The organism is Sphingorhabdus sp. EL138 (assembly GCF_900258045.1).
Lineage (GTDB): Bacteria > Pseudomonadota > Alphaproteobacteria > Sphingomonadales > Sphingomonadaceae > Parasphingorhabdus.
This window is the reverse complement of sequence record NZ_OGVD01000003.1, coordinates 681,390-700,253: the sequence shown is the minus strand read 5'-3', so window position 1 is coordinate 700,253 and position 18,864 is coordinate 681,390. Positions and strand designations below refer to the sequence as shown.

Below are 18,864 nucleotides of genomic sequence, written 5' to 3'. Positions count from 1 at the left end.
ACGTGCTGGGAAATCGGTACAAAATATCAGATTTCAAGAAACGCGGTAAACGTAATGCAATAGTTGTAACCATCGATGACCTGGCGATGACACTGAAAGTTGGGCATTTAAAATTGATCTCACCCCGATTTGTGAGTGTCAGCTCTATCCCGAAAGCGGATAATTCAGTAAATCTAAACGTGGATAGAAGAAACCTGTTGTCGAGAGCTTTCGAGCGCACTAGCATCTGCCTTCCCCGCCTCGTCTGCAACATCGAGATTTTGGAAGGAGTTCTCGTGTGAAACGATTCTCGTGGCCCGCCGGGTTTGTTCTCGGCTTCACCTTTTTGCTGCAAGCTTGTGATGTACCGGCACAAACAGACACGGTTGCTGAACCGCGCCCCGCCAAACTGCTGAAGTTGAATGAAGAGTCAAAGCAGGCCAGCAACAGCTTCCCGGCAGTGATCCGGTCAGTGCGATCCACAGATCTGGCATTTCAGGTTGGTGGTGAGATTACCACCTGGAAGGCATTGGGGGGGGAATTCTATCGAAAAGGCTCCGTCATCGCCGGACTCGACCCCCGCAGTTTTCGTAATGCCGTCACACAGGCTGAGGCTCAGTACCGCAACGCAGACAGTGAATATCAGCGCGCACTGCGACTGATCAAGGAAGACGCCATATCGCAAAGTGTGGTCGAAAGCAGACTGGCGCAGCGACAGGTGGCACAGGCGACGCTGGATGATGCACGGAAAAGTCTGGCCGATACCGTTCTGCGGGCACCATTTTCCGGATTTATTGGCAAAACCTATGTCGAACAGTTCCAGAACGTTCAGCCACAGGCTCCGGTGGTAACGATGCAGAGCAGTGCGGTGGAAGCGATCGTGAACGTTCCCGGCAGTTTCGTGCTCAATTCCAACAAGATCAACTATTACAATACCTTCGTTGAGCTGGACGCTGCACCTGGACGTCGCTTCCCGGCCGTTTTCAGAGAGGCGACCGGCCAGGCGGATCAATCCACACAGACTTTTGAAGGGCGCTTTTCTTTTCAGCCGCCTGCGGATCTGGTTGTGCTGACCGGCATGACTGCCACATTATCTTTCGATTATGATCTAGATGGACGAGGCGCCGATGGCATTGCGGGGATATCCATTCCGCTGGCGTCTGTTGTGACCGAAGGCAGCAAAAAATATGTCTGGGTGGTGAAGCCGGTGGAACGATCAGTCGCACGGCGAGAAGTTCAGCTTGCTGATCAGGTTGGGCAGAATGTCATTGCAACCAAGGGATTGAAGGTTGGGGAAACGATTGTCGCATCGGGCGGCGCTTATCTGCGAAAGGGTGACCGTGTTCGCCCCTGGAAGCGATAGGCCCACGGAATATGCAGATCGCCGAATATAGCATCAGGAACCGGTTGATGATGGGAATCGTAATCCTGTTGTCACTATTTACCGGATGGTACGCCTATCAGAACATGCCGCGCTTCGAAGACCCGGAGTTCACGATCCGCACGGCGCAGGTTTTGACACCTTATCCCGGCGGCAGCCCCGAGGAAGTGGCGAGAGAGGTAACCGCGCCGCTGGAAACGGCGCTGCAGGACATGGCGGAAGTCAAAGAGATTAATTCGGTGTCTTCGGACGGCTTTTCCGAAATCTCGGTCGAAATGAAATTTGAGGCTTCGCCCACAAAGGGTGATTTGCAGATCATCTGGACAAAGCTCCGTAACAAGGTGGCGGATGCGGCCGGTGATTTGCCGCCCGGCGCAGGACCATCGACCGTTTTTGATGAATTTGGTGATGTATTCGGGATCTACTATATTCTGACCGGTGACGGCTTCGAAATGGCCGAACTGCGCGAATATGCGAAAGTACTGCAACAGGACCTGCTTTCTGTAAAAGGTGTCGGCAAGGTCAATATAAGCGGGGAACAAGAGGAAGTTATCTATGTCGAGATAGCACGGCAAAATGCCGCGGCCCTGGGTGCCACGGTCAATACGATCTTTGATCAGCTCTCGACACAGAATGCCGTTGTTTCCGGTGGGTCGGTGAAAATAGATGACCAACGCCTGATCATCACGCCAACAGGTGATATTGACTCGGTGGATGCAATCAAGAACCTACTGGTGTCGTCGTCAGAGGGCCGGATCACACAATTGGGAGATATTGCCCGGGTAACCCGCGGCTATAAGGATCCCGCATCGTTTCAGATGTATTATAATGGCAAGCCTGCACTCGCACTTGGCGTGGCTGCGGTGTCAGGTTCCAATGTGGTCGCCATTGGCGAAGATATATCGGCCAAATTGACAGAAGTAGAAGGCCAGCGTCCGCTAGGCATGGAACTACACAAATTTTATCATCAGGGCGAAGTGGTCGAAAGATCCGTCGTGGACTTTGTGATCAATGTGATCATTGCCCTGGTGATCGTGATCGGTACCCTGTTCATCTTCATGGGGCCGCGTTCAGGTCTTGTCATTGGCTTGGGGCTTTTGCTCACCATCGCGGCGACGCTGGGTACCATGTACATGATCAACGTCCCCATGCACCGCATTTCCCTGGGCGCCCTGATCATAGCGCTGGGTATGTTGGTGGACAATGCCATTGTGGTTACTGACGGCATATTGGTTGGCACACAGAAAGGCCGCAAGATTATTGAAATTGCGGGTGAGACGGTACGCAAGTCGATATGGCCCTTATTAGGCGGAACCCTTGTCGGCATCCTTGCTTTTGCGCCAATTGGTCTGGCTCCCGGGGATACGGCCGAGTTCACCGGCGACTTGTTCTGGGTTATCCTGATATCCCTGCTTTACAGCTGGGTCTTTGCGATCACGCTGACGCCATTTTTCTGCAGCTTGCTGTTCACGGAAGCAGGCACTACCGAAGACCCGCCCGAAGAGCAGACAGATAGCCGATACATGCAGATGTTCAAGGAACTGATCGCCCGACTGATCAGGTTCAGGGCACTAACGATCGCGGGAGCCGTGGGACTGTTTCTGATTTCCGTCGTCGGGTTCAATTTTGTTACGCCCGGATTCTTTCCGGCATCGACCACACCCCAAATGGTTGTCGATTACTGGCTGCCGGAAGGCACTGATATATCAAAGACCGATGCTGACATGCGCGAGCTAGAGAAGTTTATCGCGAAGCAGGAAGGTGTCGAAGATGTACATACACTGGTAGGGGGCGGAACGCTGCGATACATGTTGGTTTACCAGTTTGAATCGCAGAACAGTGCTTATGGCCAGATACTGGTGAAACTGGACGACTATGAGCGGCTCGACCAACTGATCCCCAAGGTTCAGAACCATATCGATGCAAACTTCACGCAGGCGCAAGGCAAGGTATGGCGCTTTGTTCTTGGTCCCGGAGGCGGTTCAAAAATCGAGGCAACCTTCTCGGGTCCCGAACCCGAAAGGTTGCGGGAACTTGCCGAGGAAGCCAAAACGATTTTTGCAGAAGATGGCGGAGCCCTGTCGATCAAGGATAACTGGCGGCAACAGGTCGCGGCGGTGGATGCCGTCTACTCCGAAGTGAAGGGGCGCCGGGCCGGCGTCAGCAGGACCGATCTTGGCAATGCACTGGCCCGAAACTATTCTGGGCAGCGGGTCGGCGTGTACCGGGAAAATGATGACCTGATTCCGATATTGTCGCGAGCCCCTGAAAACGAGCGGGCTGACGTTTCGGGTATCGGAGGGATTCAACTCGTAGGAGCGTCGGGTCGTTCCGTGCCTCTCGAACAGGTGACAGACGGGGTCCGCACCGTATGGCGGGATGGCCGCCTGCGCCGGACGGACAAGGTCTGGAGTATCAAGGCACAGGCCGACCCCGTCCCAGGACTTCTGGCCGGTGAACTCCAGGCACGCGTGCAGCCGCAAGTGGAGGATATCGAATTGCCGCCCGGCTATACACTGAAATGGGATGGGGAATCGGGGAATAGCGCGGAAGCCAACAGTCAGTTGATGGGGGCCATACCGTTCGGCTTTGGCGCAATGATATTGGTCGTCATTATCCTGTTCAATGCTTTGCGCCAGCCGCTGGTGATATGGTCGGTGGTACCGCTGGCGCTAGTAGGAGTAGTGTTCGGACTGATCGTCATGGGCGTTCCCTTTGAGTTTATGGCAATACTGGGCGTCCTTTCGCTCGCTGGTCTGCTCATCAAGAACGCAATCGTCCTTGTGGACCAGATCGATCTGGAGATAGCTGAAAACAAACCGCGCTTTGATGCGATTATCGACAGCGCGGCCAGCCGCGTCCGGCCAGTCCTCTTGGGATCGGGAACCACCGTGCTGGGCGTAATCCCGCTGTTTTTTGATGCGTTTTTCCAGTCGATGGCGGTGGTGCTTGTTTTCGGCCTGAGTTTTGCGACTGTGCTGACCCTGATCTTGGTACCCGTTATATATGCAACCTTGTTCAAGGTTACCGAGGATGAATCGGCTGGGTTCGTGAAGTCTGAAAATCCGGATCCCTCGTCAGAAGGAGTCACGGCATGAACTGGCATCTGGTCATTCCGCTATCGCTTGTTCCGTTGCTCGCAGCCTGTGTGTCGCTGAGCACGGATACGGATGTGCGCCAAGCAACGGAGCAAAGCCTTCCCGAGCTTCCGGATCAGTGGCAGGTTGACGGCGCGGAACCGGGAGAGGTTCAGATCGGCTGGATTGACCGGATTGGTGATCCGGTGCTTTCCGATCTGGTTCGGGAGGCGCAACTCAACAACCGCAATATTCAGGCAGCGGCGGCCAATGTTGAATCATCCTGGGCATTGGTCAGGCAAGCGCGCGCGGCTTTGTTTCCAGCCATAAACGGGAATTTCAATGCAACCCGAACCGGACGGTTTGAAGGTCCCGTTCCCGATGTCAGCCAGTTTGATCTGAATGCACAGGCGCAATGGGAAGTTGATATTTGGGGGCGTGTGAGAGCGGGGCGGAATGCAGCTTATGCAAGTGCGCAGGCCGTGGAAGCGGATTTTCGCTTCGCTCAATATTCCTTGGCCAGCGCAGTTGCCAGCGCCTATTTCACCGCCATTGAAGCACAATTGCAGATAGGTGTTGCAGAACGGACGGTAACCGCGCTGGCGGAAATAGATCGTATCGTTCAGGTCCGCTATCGCGAGGGATTTGCGTCCGCACAGGACACGGCGATCACGGCATCGGATCTCGCGACCGCGATTGACAGTCTGGAAAATGCCCGCGGCGCGGCACGGAGTACCAATCGGGCGCTGGAACTGCTTCTGGGCCGCTATCCGGCGGATCAGCTCACACATGCCAACGACTTGCCAGTGACGCCTGCGAGCCCTCCGGCAGGAATTCCGTCCGGACTGCTTGAGCGCCGTCCGGATGTTGTCGCAGCGGAACGGCGGGTAGCAGCAGCTTTTGCAAATCTTGATCAGGCAAAGGCAGCGCGACTGCCGCTGGTTTCACTGACGGGCAGTATTGGCGGCTCTTCCTCTGACCTTGGAGATATTCTCGACGGCCCCAATCTCATCTGGTCGATCATCGGAGGAGTCCTGCAACCCATTTTCGATGGCGGTTTGCGGGGAGCTCAGGTTGATCAGGCCGATGCGGATCAGCGCGCTGCTATAGCGGCCTATGCGGATACTGCGCTCAGCGCACTCAACGAAGCGGAAACGAATCTCGATCAGGCAATTGTTCTGAAAAGGCGCGAAAAAGCGCTGGACAATGCGGCCAGGGCCTCGGCACGAGCCTATCGGTTGTCTCAGTTGCAGTATAAGGAAGGCGAAACAGACCTGATCGATGTACTGAATATCCAGCAACGTCTGTTCAACGCCGAACGCGGCCTGGTCACCATCAGACGCGCGCGTGTTGAACAATGGGTCGCTCTCAATCTCGCCTTGGGCGGGGGCTGGAAAATTGCAGATACTGACGTGCAGGAATCAGAATGAGAAGCGACCCAGCACGATCATGCAGCGCAAGACAGCGCGGCCCGTTCAATTCGTTGCATCGGCTGCACGTAGTAGCCTGTTCGCTTGGTTGGAACGCGAAGGCAGGTCATTAGAAGACTATGTTTTTCCAAGCCGTGCCCATCACTCATGACATTTAAGCACACGCCAATATGCGAGGCTCGTTGATCAGTGGGTTGAGGAATACGGGGCGCATTCGCTTTGTCAGACGAAAGCCTTGATCATCTACGAGGCTACAGGAAACCTTGGAGCGATTCGGGCCCTGCTTTGCCACTCCAAACTAGAGAATGCTGTTCGCTACCTGGGCCTCGATATGGAGGACGCGCTTACCCTAGCTGAGAAGACCGAGATTTGACCGATGCTGGATGCCGGCCCGTTTTCGGCTGGCATCCGCTATTGGGATGGGAAACAGACCTCTTACCCAAGCTTACAATTTTCGATCGCAAACCGTCTCACATCTCGTTGAAAGCAATTTTCATGTTTGGGTGTATGCTGTTTTTACGGTCGTGTAGAAATCGCGTGCGTAACCGCCTTGCTCGCGCGGCCCGAAGCTGGACCCTTTTGTTCCGCCGAACGGTACGTGGTAATCAACACCGGCCGTCGGCGCATTGACCATGACCATGCCCGCCTGGCTTTCTTGTTTGAAACGCGCGGCCGAGCGCAATGACGATGTGCAAATGCCGGCCGACAGTCCGAACTGGGTATCATTAGCGTTATGCATCGCCTCATCAAGGTCCGAGACCTTGATCACCGAGGCGACCGGCCCAAAAATCTCTTCCTTATTGATACGCATGGAATTGTCTGTATCGATGAACAGCGCAGGCTTCTGATAGAAACCAGGCTTCTCCCGCTCTACCACTTCGCCGCCGGTCAGTAGCTCTGCGCCTTCTTCCTTGCCAATCTGTACATACTTGAGATTCTTGTTCAACTGAGTTTGATCCGCGACCGGGCCGATATCTGTCCCTTCAGCCAAAGCGTCGCCAATCACCAAGCCTTCCATTTTCTGGACGAGCGCCGCAACGAATGCGTCATGGATCGATTCCTCAACAATCAGCCTTGAAGACGCGGTGCAGCGCTGACCGGTTGAAAAGAAGGCCCCGTTCACCGCGCAATTGACCGCATTGTCGAGACCGCAGTCGTTTAGAACAACGAGAGGGTTCTTACCGCCCATCTCAAGCTGATAGCGCGCATTGCGTGCGCTACAGGCTCCGGCCACAATACGTCCAGTCCTGGTCGATCCGGTGAAGCTGACGGCGCGGATGCGGCGGTCGTTGAGCATTGGCGCGCCGATTTCGGCACCGGGGCCCATCACCAAATTGAATACGCCTTCTGGTATACCGGAACGGGCAATTATGTCGGTCAAGGCCCACGCGCTACCTGGGGTGAGTTCTGCAGGTTTGAAAACCACTGTGTTACCAAAAGCCAGTGCTGGCGCGATTTTCCATGCGGGAATGGCAATCGGAAAATTCCACGGCGTGATGATCGCTATCGGGCCAACAGCCTCGCGGGAGATTTCCACACCCAGACCCGGCCGCACCGATGGGAGCAGTTCACCTACATTCCTTAGCGCTTCACCGGCGAAAAATTTGAATATCTGTCCTGCACGCGTGGCCTCTCCTATCCCCTCAACCAATGTCTTGCCTTCTTCACGCGACAGCAAGGTACCCAATTCCTGCTTGCGGGCGAGGATCTCGGTGCCAATAGCGTCGAGACACTCGCAGCGCTGCTGGATTCCGCTCCGCGCCCAACCGGCGGAAGCGGTATAGGCAGCGTCGACAGCTTGATTTACCTGACCGCGGCTTGCCTGGGCATATTCTCCGACAATGTCGTTCGTATCTGATGGATTAATATTGGCAACTTGGTAGCTGGAACCGATCCACTCACCGGCAATGAAATTCTTGTGAACTGACATGTGAACTCTCTTCTCTTGATTGACTTTAGTTGATCGCTTCAACCGAAACGTGCGGCGGAATATGGACTGGGGTCGATATGTGGCGTTTGGCCTTGGATACACTCAGCGACCAGCTTCCCCGTCGCTGGGGCAAGCGTCAGACCCAGCATGTTGTGCCCAGTGGCGAGGCAGACATTGTCCGTACCCGGCATTGCGCCGATAATGGGCAAGCTGTCCCATGTCATCGGACGCCAGCCGTACCATTGCTCTACGTTGGATTTGGGTAGATCATCAGCTAGATAATGTGATGCCGAAGCGCGCAGCTGATCTAGGCGGCGGCGTGAAATCGACCTATCAAAGCCAGTGAACTCCATCATCGACCCAATGCGGAAACCGCTGTCGAATGGCGTGATACCCACATGATGTTCAGGAAACAGCATGGGAACACGCGGCGACTGTGCTGGCCGATCCAAAGTAATCGAATAACCCTTGCCCGGTTCGACGGGTAAAGCCGCGCCAAAGTGGCTGGCCATGCGTCCACTGATAGCGCCCGCAGCCAAGACAAAGTGATCGGCCTCCATCAGACCTTCAGAGGTTTCAATCGCGGTAATCAGCCGCCCTGATCGTTTCGCACCCAAGAAGCGTACGCCTTCACGAAATGCCACAGCCCTGCCTTTAAGCATAGAGACCCATTGCTCGGTCAGCCGGTCAGGACGCAAGCTGGCATCGTCAGGGAATAGCACCCCTCCGGCCATGCCGGGTTTGAGTGTGCTATCGAAGTCCCCGAGGTCAGAACCATCAATCCAACTCGATTGAACGCCGAGCTGAGCCGCCGCCGTCCGCGCGGTCGCAGAGAACGCCTCAGCAGCTTTGGTTGTTTGGAAGACATAGAAAAGACCGGACTGACGGTATTCAGTTCCGATGATCTCATTTGCCAACAGGCGGCGATACTCCGCCGCCGAAGACTCCGAAATGGCATTCAGGTGCTCGGCGGTTTCCAACATCTGGCGCTTCGTGCAGCGCTTTGCGAATTGCCAGAGCCAATGAATGAAGGACGCCTCAAGGCGCGGCTTAATCCGGAATGCCGCGGACGGATCGAACAGCGACATCAGGCCCTCGCGAAGCGCATCCGGCGTTGCGAGCGGCAGAACATGGCTGGGGCAGATATAGCCGCAATTACCATAGGAACAAGCCGCCGCGAGGCTACCGCTTTCCAGAACGGTGACGGAATAACCCGCTTGGTTGAGATAATGCGCACAAGCAATCCCAATCACGCCGCCGCCGATGATAACAACCGATTCTGAATTGCGATCCATCTTCAGCCAAAACCTCTCGCGAAGGGATCGTCAGACTGATGGACCAGCTTGGCATCTGCGAACACATAGGACGTTCCAGCAATCGACGGAATCACACGCCCTTCCTCATCGGGCCGATAGGAGCCACGAAAACGGCTTCCCATGATGCTTTCTTGGATCCAATCCTCACCGGGCGCGAGTTGGCCGTTCTCGGCAAGGCAAGCAATTTTTGCGCTGGTACCGGTGCCGCAAGGCGAACGGTCATAGGCAAGGCCCGGGCACAAAACGAAATTCCGACTGTTGACGTCCGAACTTTGTCCCGGACCGAAAAACTCAACGTGATCGATCTCTCCGCCGTCCGCGCCAAAGATAGACTGCTCGACAAGCGCGCGTTTAATCTTGCTCGCTGCATCGGTGAGCTGCGGGATGTTTTCACGCGACAGAATGCAAGGTGTGCTATCGGCCAGAAAGAACCAGTTCCCGCCCCAGGCAATTGAACCGCTGACCTTGCCAAGCCCGTCAACCGTCAGTTCCACGCTTTTGCGAAAACAGTAACTTGGGACGTTTTCGACCGTTGCATCGTTCGGCCCGTTCAAATCCACCCGAACTACTCCGCTTGGCGTATCAATCAGGTGCGATCCTAGGCTCAGCTTCCCCAAATAAGCTAACGTGACCGCCAACCCGATTGTACCATGACCGCACATTCCCAAATATCCGGTATTGTTGAAGAAGATCACTCCAGCAGCACAATACGGATTGGGAGATTGGCATAAAAGAGCGCCAACCATAGCGTTCGAACATTTGGGTTCAAGGATAGTCTTTTGACGCAGATCATCATGGTCTCGCGCAAGCAATTCGCGGCGCTCTGCCAAAGAGCCAGACCCCAGATCAGGTCCGCCATCTACGATGACTCGGGTCGGCTGCCCCTCAGTATGTGAATCGATAACACGCATCCACGCAACCTCCGGCTAAACAGCGCCGGGCCAGTTATCCCACCATGTACGAAACAGTTTCCACTGCGCTTCCAGATAGGCCAGCTGCGCCGGACTCAATCGGTCCGACGAGTGAATATGATGCGCATATTCGGGAGACCCCTCCAACACCATCAAATGCTTGTAATAGAGAACGAGGTCGGGGCTTTCATCAAAAGTCGCGAGGACATGCATGGCCTTGTCCAATTCCCACGCCAGTACACGGGCTTCGGCGTCACCGGCTGCGGCCTGCTCGCACAGTTCTATCAGGCGCAGCACCTCACGTGGCAAAGCATTACCGATTCCGGTAATTGCGCCATCCGCCCCACAATTTACAAAGCCATGAAAAGCCTGCGTATCGACGCCAACCATCAGCGCAACGCCGGGATCTGCCGAAGTAATATTCTCGGCGGCGTAACGCATCGATTCTGCGCCACCGAATTCCTTGAAACCAACGAGATTCTTGTACTCGCTACGCAGAGAAAAGAACAAGTCTGCCTTGGTCTCAAAACCATAATAGGGGCTGTTATAGATCACTGCGGGAAGATCGGGTGCTGCGTTCAGAATATCGGCAAAATGCGTCCGCTGCGCGGCGGGTGATATTCCGCGGGAAAGCACCCGAGGTATAACCATCAATCCAGCCGCGCCGACCTCTTGTGCGTGGCGCGCCAGAGCAACCGCACGGGAAGAATTTTGTGCGCCGGTTCCGACAATCACCGGGACGCCAGCCGAGCATAGGCGTGCAACGCCTTCCATGCGCTGTTCGTCACTTAGTAGCGGCCAATCGCCCATTGAACCGCAATAGATGACGGCATCCATACTTGCTTCGATGAGCTCAGTGCCTTTGCGCACCAGTGCGTCAAAATCGATCGTTCCGTTAGCGTCGCAGGGTGTCATCAGGGCTGGCATACAGCCGGAAAAAATGGTGTCTGTTTGCATCATGCTCTCTCTGAACTTGCAAAATCATGCGCCAAAACTGACAAGCGATGGCACGGGGTGATGGAACTTCTCTAAGCGCATCGGTTGCAGGGGTCTTGTCATTTGATCGATTGCAAACTTGAATTTTGGTATATTTTGATATAGAATATCTCATGCGAGAAACGCTCCCTCTAACTATGGTTGCTAACCTGTTCGACCATTTGCCCGACGTCGTTTTCTTCAAGAAGGATATCGAAGGTCGGTATAAAGCTGTGAACACAACGCTTGTCGGACGGTCCGGTTGCACGGACAAAGCGCAGCTGATCGGCCGCCTCCCGTCTGAAATACTCGGAAAGCAGTTGGGCAGCAGCTACGAGAAGCAGGACCGATCGGTTGTGCGAACAGGCCAACCCATCGAGCAACGGCTGGAAATGCACGTCTATCCGAACCGGATGGTTGGCTGGTGCTTGACCACAAAGCAACCGACTTTCGACGATCAACGCAACATCATCGGCGTCGTCGGTATTTCGAAAGATCTACAATCTCCCAATGTATCGCGCAGTGAATATGACGATGTGGCAGGTGTAATTGACTGGGTGCTGACCAACTTTCCCACCCCCCCTTCGGTCATACAGATGGTAGAGAGAACCGGCATGTCGCAGTTCAAATTGAACCGGCGTTTTCAGCAAATCTACGGACTGAATGTGGGACAATGGATCATCAAGCAGCGCGTAGATCGAGCGCAAAGGCTGCTCCGTGAAACTGACCTTCCAATCGCCGAAATTGCCCTCGAAGCTGGATATAGCGATCAAAGCTCTTTCACGCGCCAGTTCAGACAGGCGACAAATCTAACGCCTAAGAAGTTTCGAAAGGCCGTCTGGAAGGGTAATCGCACCCAAGTTCCTGGCCTTGTTAAATTCACCCATACGCGCCAGCACATCGACGCCGATCTGTGAATAGAGGTCGAGTAGATCGACCAGCACCCAATTCTCGCGGATAAGGCCGTCCTCCATTCTCCAGAAATCGAGACTGCGTAGAAGAACCTCCTTGCCAGCTGGAGCGATTCCCATCCAGCCGTCATCGGACAAAGTCAGGCGCATATTGGGCCAGCCGGTTTCGCAGACATAATTTCCCTCGGCTACCCAGTGCGACAATAAATCGCCCATGGCGTCGAGCTTTCGGTCAGGCATGGCGCGTAAAAAAGGTATCTGGTGCCAATTGCGAAATCCGGAAATACCGCGCGCAGTCCCGGTACCGGCGGGGCCGTACCAATTAAATCGTGGATGCCAGTATTTTTCCAAGTTCATGACCTTGGGATCCGGATCTGCTGGATAGCGGCACAAATCCTCGAGCATCGCGATGACATGATCCATCGTCGCTTGCCCATCGCCTGATAGATGAAGGCCATCTCCACTCATTGGGGCGGGGGTGCACAAATATGCACCAAGTTGCGGAGCCATTGGCCAGGCACCTGCCTGCATCATCAATTCTGGAATGTCCCAGATAGCTTGCATCTCGACGATCTCACCGTCTTCGATGCGGAAAAATTCGTGGTAGCGCATATGGGCAAGGCCGCCAGTGGGCGGAATGTCGAGGAAGGGAGCCAGAAAAGTCCCCATATATTGCCCCATGGCACCTACCCACTCTTGCCCCTCCGGTGTCGTTCCAGCCAGCAGGATCATATCGCGTCGTTCGAGATCGGGCATCGCCTGATGCAGCGGAATCAGGCAGTCATCAAGCAACGCGTCAGCTCCCCGAACTGTACCAAACGGATGGCATAAATGCAGGGTCGCATCGCTTGCGAACAGATTGTTCATGATCGGGCGCATCACCGTAGGATCAAAATTCTCGGCGGCTTTGCGAAAATTTTCCAGAAACGATTTCAGATCTTTTGGTGTCATGATGATGGATTCCCGGTGATTTTGAATGTCGACATGCTTCCAGACCCAATTGCCATGAGATGCCAATACCCTGATATTGGTTTGTCGTCATTCCTTGCTCAAAAAGCGCCAATAACTCAAATTGACTTCGAATGCAAAAAACTTCACAAGGGGAAAAGAAAAAGTCATTTTGGGAACAAATCATGTCAAAAATGGACATCGCCACTAAGTTTTTTCATGCATGCGAAGGATTGGAAGGCCGATCCGGTTGCCAGGAATATGTGGCCGATGGCGCGCGTTTCGAAGCACAAAGCGAACCGATTGCTGATATAGTGACGGTGCTCGACTATTGCGACTGGATGCAGGGCCTCGGTCAAGGTCCGCTAAAAGGATGCAATTATAGAATTGTAACCAGCAGTTTTGACGAGGATAGCAGCACGGCTCTGTTCTTCGGTATTTTTACCGGCAAGCATGTTGGCGAAGGTGGGCCGATTGATGCAACGGGCAAAGAGACATCATCTCATTATGTCTATGCGATCACCATCAATGATGAAAACAAGGTCAGCGGCACGGTAAAAATCTGGAATGCACCTTGGGCACTCACGGAACTGGGCTGGATGTAGACCAAAACCGGCTGGAGAGGATGAGGATATGATTTACGCGAAACCCGGAAGTGAAAACGCGATTTTCACATTCAAGAATCGGTACGAGAATTTCATTGGTGGGGATTGGGTCGCACCCGCCAATGGAACCTATTTCGAAAATAAATCACCGGTGGACGGCAACGTCTATTGCGAGGTGGCCCGATCTTCCGAAGCCGATCTTACAAAGGCACTTGATGTAGCGCATGCAGCAGCGCCAGAATGGGGCAAGACCTCAGTTGCAGAGCGCTCCAATATGCTGCTCAGGATCGCGCAAAGGATGGAAGATAATCTTGAGCAGCTCGCCTATGTCGACAGCTGGGACAATGGCAAAGCCATCCGCGAAACGCTGAATGCAGATATACCCTTGGCGATTGATCATTTTCGCTATTTTGCCGGTTGCATTCGAGCACAAGAGGGTTCGGCGGCGGATATTGATGCCGAAACGGTCGCCTATCACTATCATGAACCGCTTGGTGTCGTGGGTCAGATTATTCCCTGGAATTTCCCGCTGCTGATGGCTGCCTGGAAATTGGGGCCAGCATTGGCAGCGGGCAATTGCGTTATCCTGAAACCCGCCGAACAGACTCCGATCTCTATCCTTGTCCTGATGGAAATGATTGCGGATATCCTGCCTTCTGGCGTAGTGAACATATTAAACGGCTTTGGCGCAGAGATCGGCGCAGCGCTGGCTTCTAGTGACCGGATTGCAAAAATTGCCTTCACCGGATCAACCGCTGTCGGTCAAAAGATTCTGGAAAATGCCGCAAAGTCACTCATCCCTTCGACGGTCGAACTCGGTGGCAAATCCCCCAATGTCTATTTTGAGGACATTATGGGCCACGAGGCAGATTACATCGACAAATGTGCTGAAGGCTTGTTGCTAGGCTTCTTCAACCAAGGTGAGGTTTGCACCTGCCCCTCCCGCGCGCTGGTGCAGGAGAGCATTTACGAGCCCTTCATGGAAAAAGTGATGGAACGTGCCAGAAATATCAAGCAGGGCAATCCGCTCGATACCGATACCATGGTCGGTGCGCAGGCGTCTCAAGAGCAGTTTGAAAAGATCATGAACTATATGACTATAGCGGCTCAGGACGGCGCGGAGGTTTTGATGGGCGGGGAAAAAGCCGATGTCGGCGGCGATCTGGCGGGCGGCTATTATGTTCAGCCGACGCTTCTGAAAGGGCGCAATGACATGCGTGTTTTTCAGGAGGAGATTTTCGGACCAACACTGGCGATCACGACCTTCAAGGACGAAGAGGAAGCTATTGGTATTGCCAATCATACGATCTACGGACTTGGTGCCGGCGTCTGGACGCGGGATAGCAACCGTGCCTTTCGAATGTCGCGTGCGATTCAGGCCGGGCGCGTCTGGGTCAATTGCTATCACGCCTATCCGGCTCATGCAGCCTTTGGCGGATATAAAAAATCGGGGATCGGTCGTGAAACCCACAAAATGGCACTGAACCATTATCAGCAGACCAAGAACGTGCTGGTAAGCCACGGCATCGATCCGCTCGGCTTCTTTTAGGTGCCAGCCAACGTGCCGCAACATCCGATAGTCTTTCTGCCTGGTTTCATGTGCGATGGACGCCTGTTTCAGGCACAAAAAGCAAGCTTGTCCCGCAACGGCTATCTTTGCCTTGATGGCGATATCACCCGCTCGGCAAGTATTGAGAGCATTGCCCATGATGTAATCATGGATGCACCAGAAAAATTTGCATTAGTGGGACTCTCAATGGGCGGGATTGTTGCATTGGAAATTGTTAGACAGGCTCCAGATCGCGTCACGCACCTTGCCCTGCTCAACACCACCGCCTATGCAGACAAGGTTCAGGAGCAACGGAAATCACAGATATGCAAGGTCGCAGAAGGCAAGCTTAGCCTGGTCATGCAAGAAGAGCTCAAGCCAAATTATTTGGCGAAATGCAACCGGACGTCAGAACGACTGAATCTATTGGCAGACATGGGTTTGAAGCTTGGCGAAAAAGTTTTCGCACAGCAGTCCATAGCGCTTATGAACCGTTGCTCGGCACATGACATATTGGCTAATATTTCTTGTCCGACGATCGTTATGACCGGGCGCGATGATATAGTCTGCACACCGGAGATTCATGTCGAGCTCGCGAATGCCATTCCTGATGCGGCCCTGTCGATCATTGCAAATTGCGGCCATCTTTCGACGATGGAACAGCCACAAATCGTAACAAATGCTCTGTTAGCTCTGTTGAAACAGATTGCTCCAACGGCGCAATCGACAAGCACTGGACCGACCAGATTGCGCTTGGTTAAAGGCTAATAGAGGGGGCATTATGCAGGGATTTGGATTGCTGAACTGGGGCATAGTAGGGGTCTATCTGATCGCTAACCTGCTACTCGGCTGGTATATGAGCCGGCGGGTAAAAACCGCACAGGACTATAATTTTGGCGACCGCTCTGCGCCATGGTGGGCGATCGGTATCTCGGTCATCGCCACCTATGTCAGCGCGCTCTCTTTCCTTGGCGGTCCGGCATGGGCTTATGGCGATGGCATGGCTGCGCTTGCAATCCATGTGAATTATCCGCTGGTCATCTTTGCCGTGATCGTCCTGTTCTTGCCCTTTTTCTTCAACAGCGGCGTCACTTCAATCTATGAATATCTTGAGAAGCGGTTTGGCCCGGCCTCTCGTACGGTTATGAGCATCATCTTCCTGATGACCCAGAGCATCACCACGGCTTCGATACTAACCGCAACCGCGGTTGTGGTCACTTTCATCACCGGCATTGATCCCAAAATATCGATCATCATCATGACGGCGATTGTGCTGGTTTATACCTTGCTTGGCGGGATGAATGCAGTGATCTGGACCGATGTATTGCAAGGCGCGATCCTGTTTCTCGGTGCCGGTATCATTCTCTACTGTCTCCTCGGTACAGTTTCTCCCCTATCCGACGCGACTGCGTTTCTGGCAGAGAATGGCAAACTCGATCCGCTCAATACCGATCTTGATTTCACCGTCGCGCCGACGGTCTGGGCGGGTGTGTTTGCGATGACTTTGTTCCATATCACCGTCTACGGCGCGAACCAGATGATGGTGCAGAGGGCACTAGCGGCGAAGAATATTGGGGACGCGAAAAAATCCTATCTGTTGATGGGCTATGTTGCCTTCATTCTCTACTTCGTCTTTTTCTTCGTCGGTGCGTTGCTCTTCGTACATTTCAAAGGGGAGCCATTTGAACAACCCAATGAGATCATCCTCACCTTCGCCAATACATTGGCCATTCCCGGGCTGATGGGGATATTGGCAGCGGCCATCCTGTCCGCTTCCATGTCCAGCCTATCTTCGGCTTTCAATTCGCTATCCACGGTGAGCGTTGCTGATATCTACAAGCCGTTTATCAAAGGGGATGGCAGCGAGGCGCATTATCTTCTCATGTCGCGGATATTCACTTTGATCTGGGCGCTGATGGTCATCCCGATGGCTTATGCTTTCATCTCCAGCGGCGGGTCGATTTTGGAAACATTGTCGAAAGTCGGTTCCTATTTTGTCGGCGCCAAGCTCGCCATGTTCGGCATGGGCTTCTTCTCCAAACATACGACCGAACGCGGTTTGCTGGTTGGCGTTGCGGCAGGAGCCATTGGACTGATCGTAATTGTCGGTCTGGGCGGATTAATGGGCATTAACGGTCTTTATCCCGAAATCGCTTGGCCCTGGTATGTAGTTATCGGTGGTGGGATCAATATCATCGTATCGTGGATCGCGAGTGTGCTTCTCGACGGTTTTCAGAAAGACTGGCATGAACAAACAGTGCCGGGACAGATCCGCCATTTCCGCGAAAGTGGCAAAGCCGAAAAGCAGGATGGATGGTATCTTGTGCCGGGACGGATTGACCGTCCGTTATGGGGACTTCTTGTCGTTTTTGTCGCGATCATGCTGTTCCTCTACCTATTCGGAAAGCTCGCTTAAGACATAAATTAGCACCTGGTGGACGGCAATTATTGCATTCGAATGCAAAACCGATTATGTGCGCTCAAAATCGACAAGGAGAATGTTATGTCCCGCTGGCTCAAAGAAGGCATTGATGCCGATACCAAGATGCAAACCGATGCCAAAGTCCGTGAAATTGTCGAAGGCATTATTGCCGATATGGAAGAACGCGGCGATGCTGCTGTCCGCGAATATTCAGATAAATTCGACAGCTGGACACCCGATTCCTATCGGCTGAGCCGTGAGGAAATTGACGCCTGTTATGAACAGGTACCGCAATCGGCACAGGATGATATCCGCTTTGCGCAGGAACAGGTTCGTAATTTCGCACAGATTCAACGGGACTCAATGAAAGATGTTGAGGTTGAGACGCTTCCCGGCGTGACATTAGGGCACACGCATATTCCGGTGAATGCGGTGGGTTGCTATGTCCCGGGCGGGAAATATCCTTTGATCGCTTCAGCCCATATGAGCGTCGTCACCGCAAAAGTGGCTGGCGTCCCGCGTGTTATCGCCACCGCACCACCATTTGAAGGCAAACCGCATCCATCAATTGTTGTTGCCATGGATATGGGCGGTGCTGACGAAATCTATACCGTTGGCGGTGTTCAGGCCGTGGCCATGATGGCGGTAGGGACAGAGACAGTCGATCCGGTCGATATCCTTGTCGGCCCCGGAAATGCGTTTGTTGCAGAGGCCAAGCGCCAGCTTTTCGGGCGCGTTGGCATTGATCTGTTCGCCGGTCCAACCGAGACGCTGGTCATCGCGGATGACAGTGTCGATGGTGAACTTTGTGCAGCGGACTTGCTGGGTCAGGCGGAACATGGCCCGAACAGCCCGGCTGTGCTGCTGACCAATTCCGAACAACTGGCCAAGGACACCATGGCAGAAGTGGAAAGGCAGTTGACGATCTTGCCGACTGCGGAAATCGCAGGAAAAGCATGGGAAGAATATGGGCAGGTAATTGTCTGTGACAGCTATGATGAAATGGTTGCGGTTGCCGACGACATCGCCTCGGAACATGTGCAGGTGATGACAAAGAATCCAGATTATTTCCTCAACAATATGACCAATTACGGTGCACTGTTCCTCGGCAAGGAAACGAATGTTTCCTACGGTGACAAGGTGATCGGGACCAATCACACGCTGCCGACCAATAAGGCGGCGCGCTACACGGGCGGGCTGTGGGTCGGAAAATATCTCAAGACGTGTACGTTCCAGCGAGTCACGGAAGAAGCCTCGGTTCTTGTCGGAGAATATTGTTCGCGTCTCTGCGCGCTGGAAGGATTTGCAGGGCATAAAGAGCAGGCTGATATCCGTCTGCGTCGCTATGGCGGAACGCCGGGATAGCTGTTTTTGACGCAATTATTTGCATTCGCAGTCATAGCACTTTAGGCCGTTCCCAAAAGCCAACG

Annotated in this window: 14 protein-coding genes and 1 pseudogene; 10 read left to right on the top strand and 5 right to left on the bottom strand. The window is 53.8% G+C overall.

Features of this window, described 5'->3' with window-relative positions:
* The first annotated feature begins 277 nt into the window (after nucleotides 1–277).
* The 4 genes and pseudogenes from DK507_RS09520 to DK507_RS18085 form a co-directional block, all read left to right on the top strand.
* Complete coding sequence (locus DK507_RS09520) at nucleotides 278–1,342, top strand: efflux RND transporter periplasmic adaptor subunit (protein ID WP_162558987.1); 1,065 nt, start codon at nucleotides 278–280, stop codon at nucleotides 1,340–1,342.
* A gap of 11 nt (nucleotides 1,343–1,353) precedes the next feature.
* Nucleotides 1,354–4,458, top strand: a complete 3,105-nt coding sequence (locus tag DK507_RS09515) for an efflux RND transporter permease subunit (protein WP_109356113.1) — start codon at nucleotides 1,354–1,356, stop codon at nucleotides 4,456–4,458.
* Nucleotides 4,455–5,867: an efflux transporter outer membrane subunit gene (locus DK507_RS09510; protein ID WP_109356112.1), complete on the top strand. Its 1,413-nt coding sequence runs from the start codon at nucleotides 4,455–4,457 to the stop codon at nucleotides 5,865–5,867. Before DK507_RS09515 ends, DK507_RS09510 begins: the two co-directional genes overlap by 4 nt.
* A 10-nt stretch (nucleotides 5,868–5,877) precedes the next feature.
* Nucleotides 5,878–6,240, top strand: a pseudogene (locus tag DK507_RS18085) (integrase); the annotation flags it as partial.
* A gap of 120 nt (nucleotides 6,241–6,360) precedes the next feature.
* On the opposite strand, the gene DK507_RS09500 reads toward DK507_RS18085, so the two are convergent.
* From DK507_RS09500 to DK507_RS09485, 4 genes are read right to left on the bottom strand one after another with little or no spacing between them, the layout of a single operon-like run.
* Nucleotides 6,361–7,797: an aldehyde dehydrogenase family protein gene (locus tag DK507_RS09500; RefSeq protein WP_109356111.1), complete on the bottom strand. Its 1,437-nt coding sequence runs from the start codon at nucleotides 7,795–7,797 to the stop codon at nucleotides 6,361–6,363.
* 38 nt (nucleotides 7,798–7,835) lie between these two features.
* On the bottom strand, nucleotides 7,836–9,092 hold the full coding sequence (locus tag DK507_RS09495; protein ID WP_216822373.1) for an FAD-binding oxidoreductase: 1,257 nt from the start codon (nucleotides 9,090–9,092) through the stop codon (nucleotides 7,836–7,838).
* Between the two features lie 2 nt (nucleotides 9,093–9,094).
* Entirely contained in the window at nucleotides 9,095–10,024 is a 930-nt protein-coding gene (locus DK507_RS09490; RefSeq protein ID WP_109356109.1) for a proline racemase family protein, read from the bottom strand.
* A gap of 15 nt (nucleotides 10,025–10,039) precedes the next feature.
* Nucleotides 10,040–10,984: a dihydrodipicolinate synthase family protein gene (locus tag DK507_RS09485; protein ID WP_216822372.1), complete on the bottom strand. Its 945-nt coding sequence runs from the start codon at nucleotides 10,982–10,984 to the stop codon at nucleotides 10,040–10,042.
* A 149-nt stretch (nucleotides 10,985–11,133) separates the two neighbouring features.
* Between DK507_RS09485 and DK507_RS09480 the strand changes: the two genes are divergently transcribed.
* Nucleotides 11,134–11,916, top strand: coding sequence for an AraC family transcriptional regulator (locus DK507_RS09480; RefSeq protein ID WP_109356255.1), 783 nt, complete (start codon nucleotides 11,134–11,136; stop codon nucleotides 11,914–11,916).
* Here DK507_RS09480 and DK507_RS09475 read toward each other — a convergent pair.
* A complete protein-coding gene (locus DK507_RS09475) occupies nucleotides 11,809–12,861 on the bottom strand; it encodes an ester cyclase (protein ID WP_216822371.1) in 1,053 nt (350 codons plus the stop codon). The genes DK507_RS09480 and DK507_RS09475 overlap by 108 nt on opposite strands.
* 182 nt (nucleotides 12,862–13,043) lie before the next feature.
* Between DK507_RS09475 and DK507_RS09470 the strand changes: the two genes are divergently transcribed.
* The 5 genes from DK507_RS09470 to hisD all read left to right on the top strand — a co-directional run bounded on the left by DK507_RS09470 (nucleotide 13,044) and on the right by hisD (nucleotide 18,799).
* Entirely contained in the window at nucleotides 13,044–13,463 is a 420-nt protein-coding gene (locus DK507_RS09470; protein WP_109356108.1) for a hypothetical protein, read from the top strand.
* Between the two features lie 28 nt (nucleotides 13,464–13,491).
* Complete coding sequence (locus DK507_RS09465) at nucleotides 13,492–15,012, top strand: aldehyde dehydrogenase family protein (protein ID WP_109356107.1); 1,521 nt, start codon at nucleotides 13,492–13,494, stop codon at nucleotides 15,010–15,012.
* A 12-nt stretch (nucleotides 15,013–15,024) separates the two neighbouring features.
* Nucleotides 15,025–15,780: an alpha/beta fold hydrolase gene (locus DK507_RS09460; protein WP_162558986.1), complete on the top strand. Its 756-nt coding sequence runs from the start codon at nucleotides 15,025–15,027 to the stop codon at nucleotides 15,778–15,780.
* Nucleotides 15,781–15,793: 13 nt separating this feature from the next.
* Nucleotides 15,794–17,428, top strand: coding sequence for a sodium/solute symporter (locus DK507_RS09455; RefSeq protein WP_109356105.1), 1,635 nt, complete (start codon nucleotides 15,794–15,796; stop codon nucleotides 17,426–17,428).
* Nucleotides 17,429–17,515: 87 nt separating this feature from the next.
* Nucleotides 17,516–18,799, top strand: coding sequence for a histidinol dehydrogenase (hisD, locus tag DK507_RS09450; RefSeq protein ID WP_109356104.1), 1,284 nt, complete (start codon nucleotides 17,516–17,518; stop codon nucleotides 18,797–18,799).
* Nucleotides 18,800–18,864: the final 65 nt, after the last annotated feature.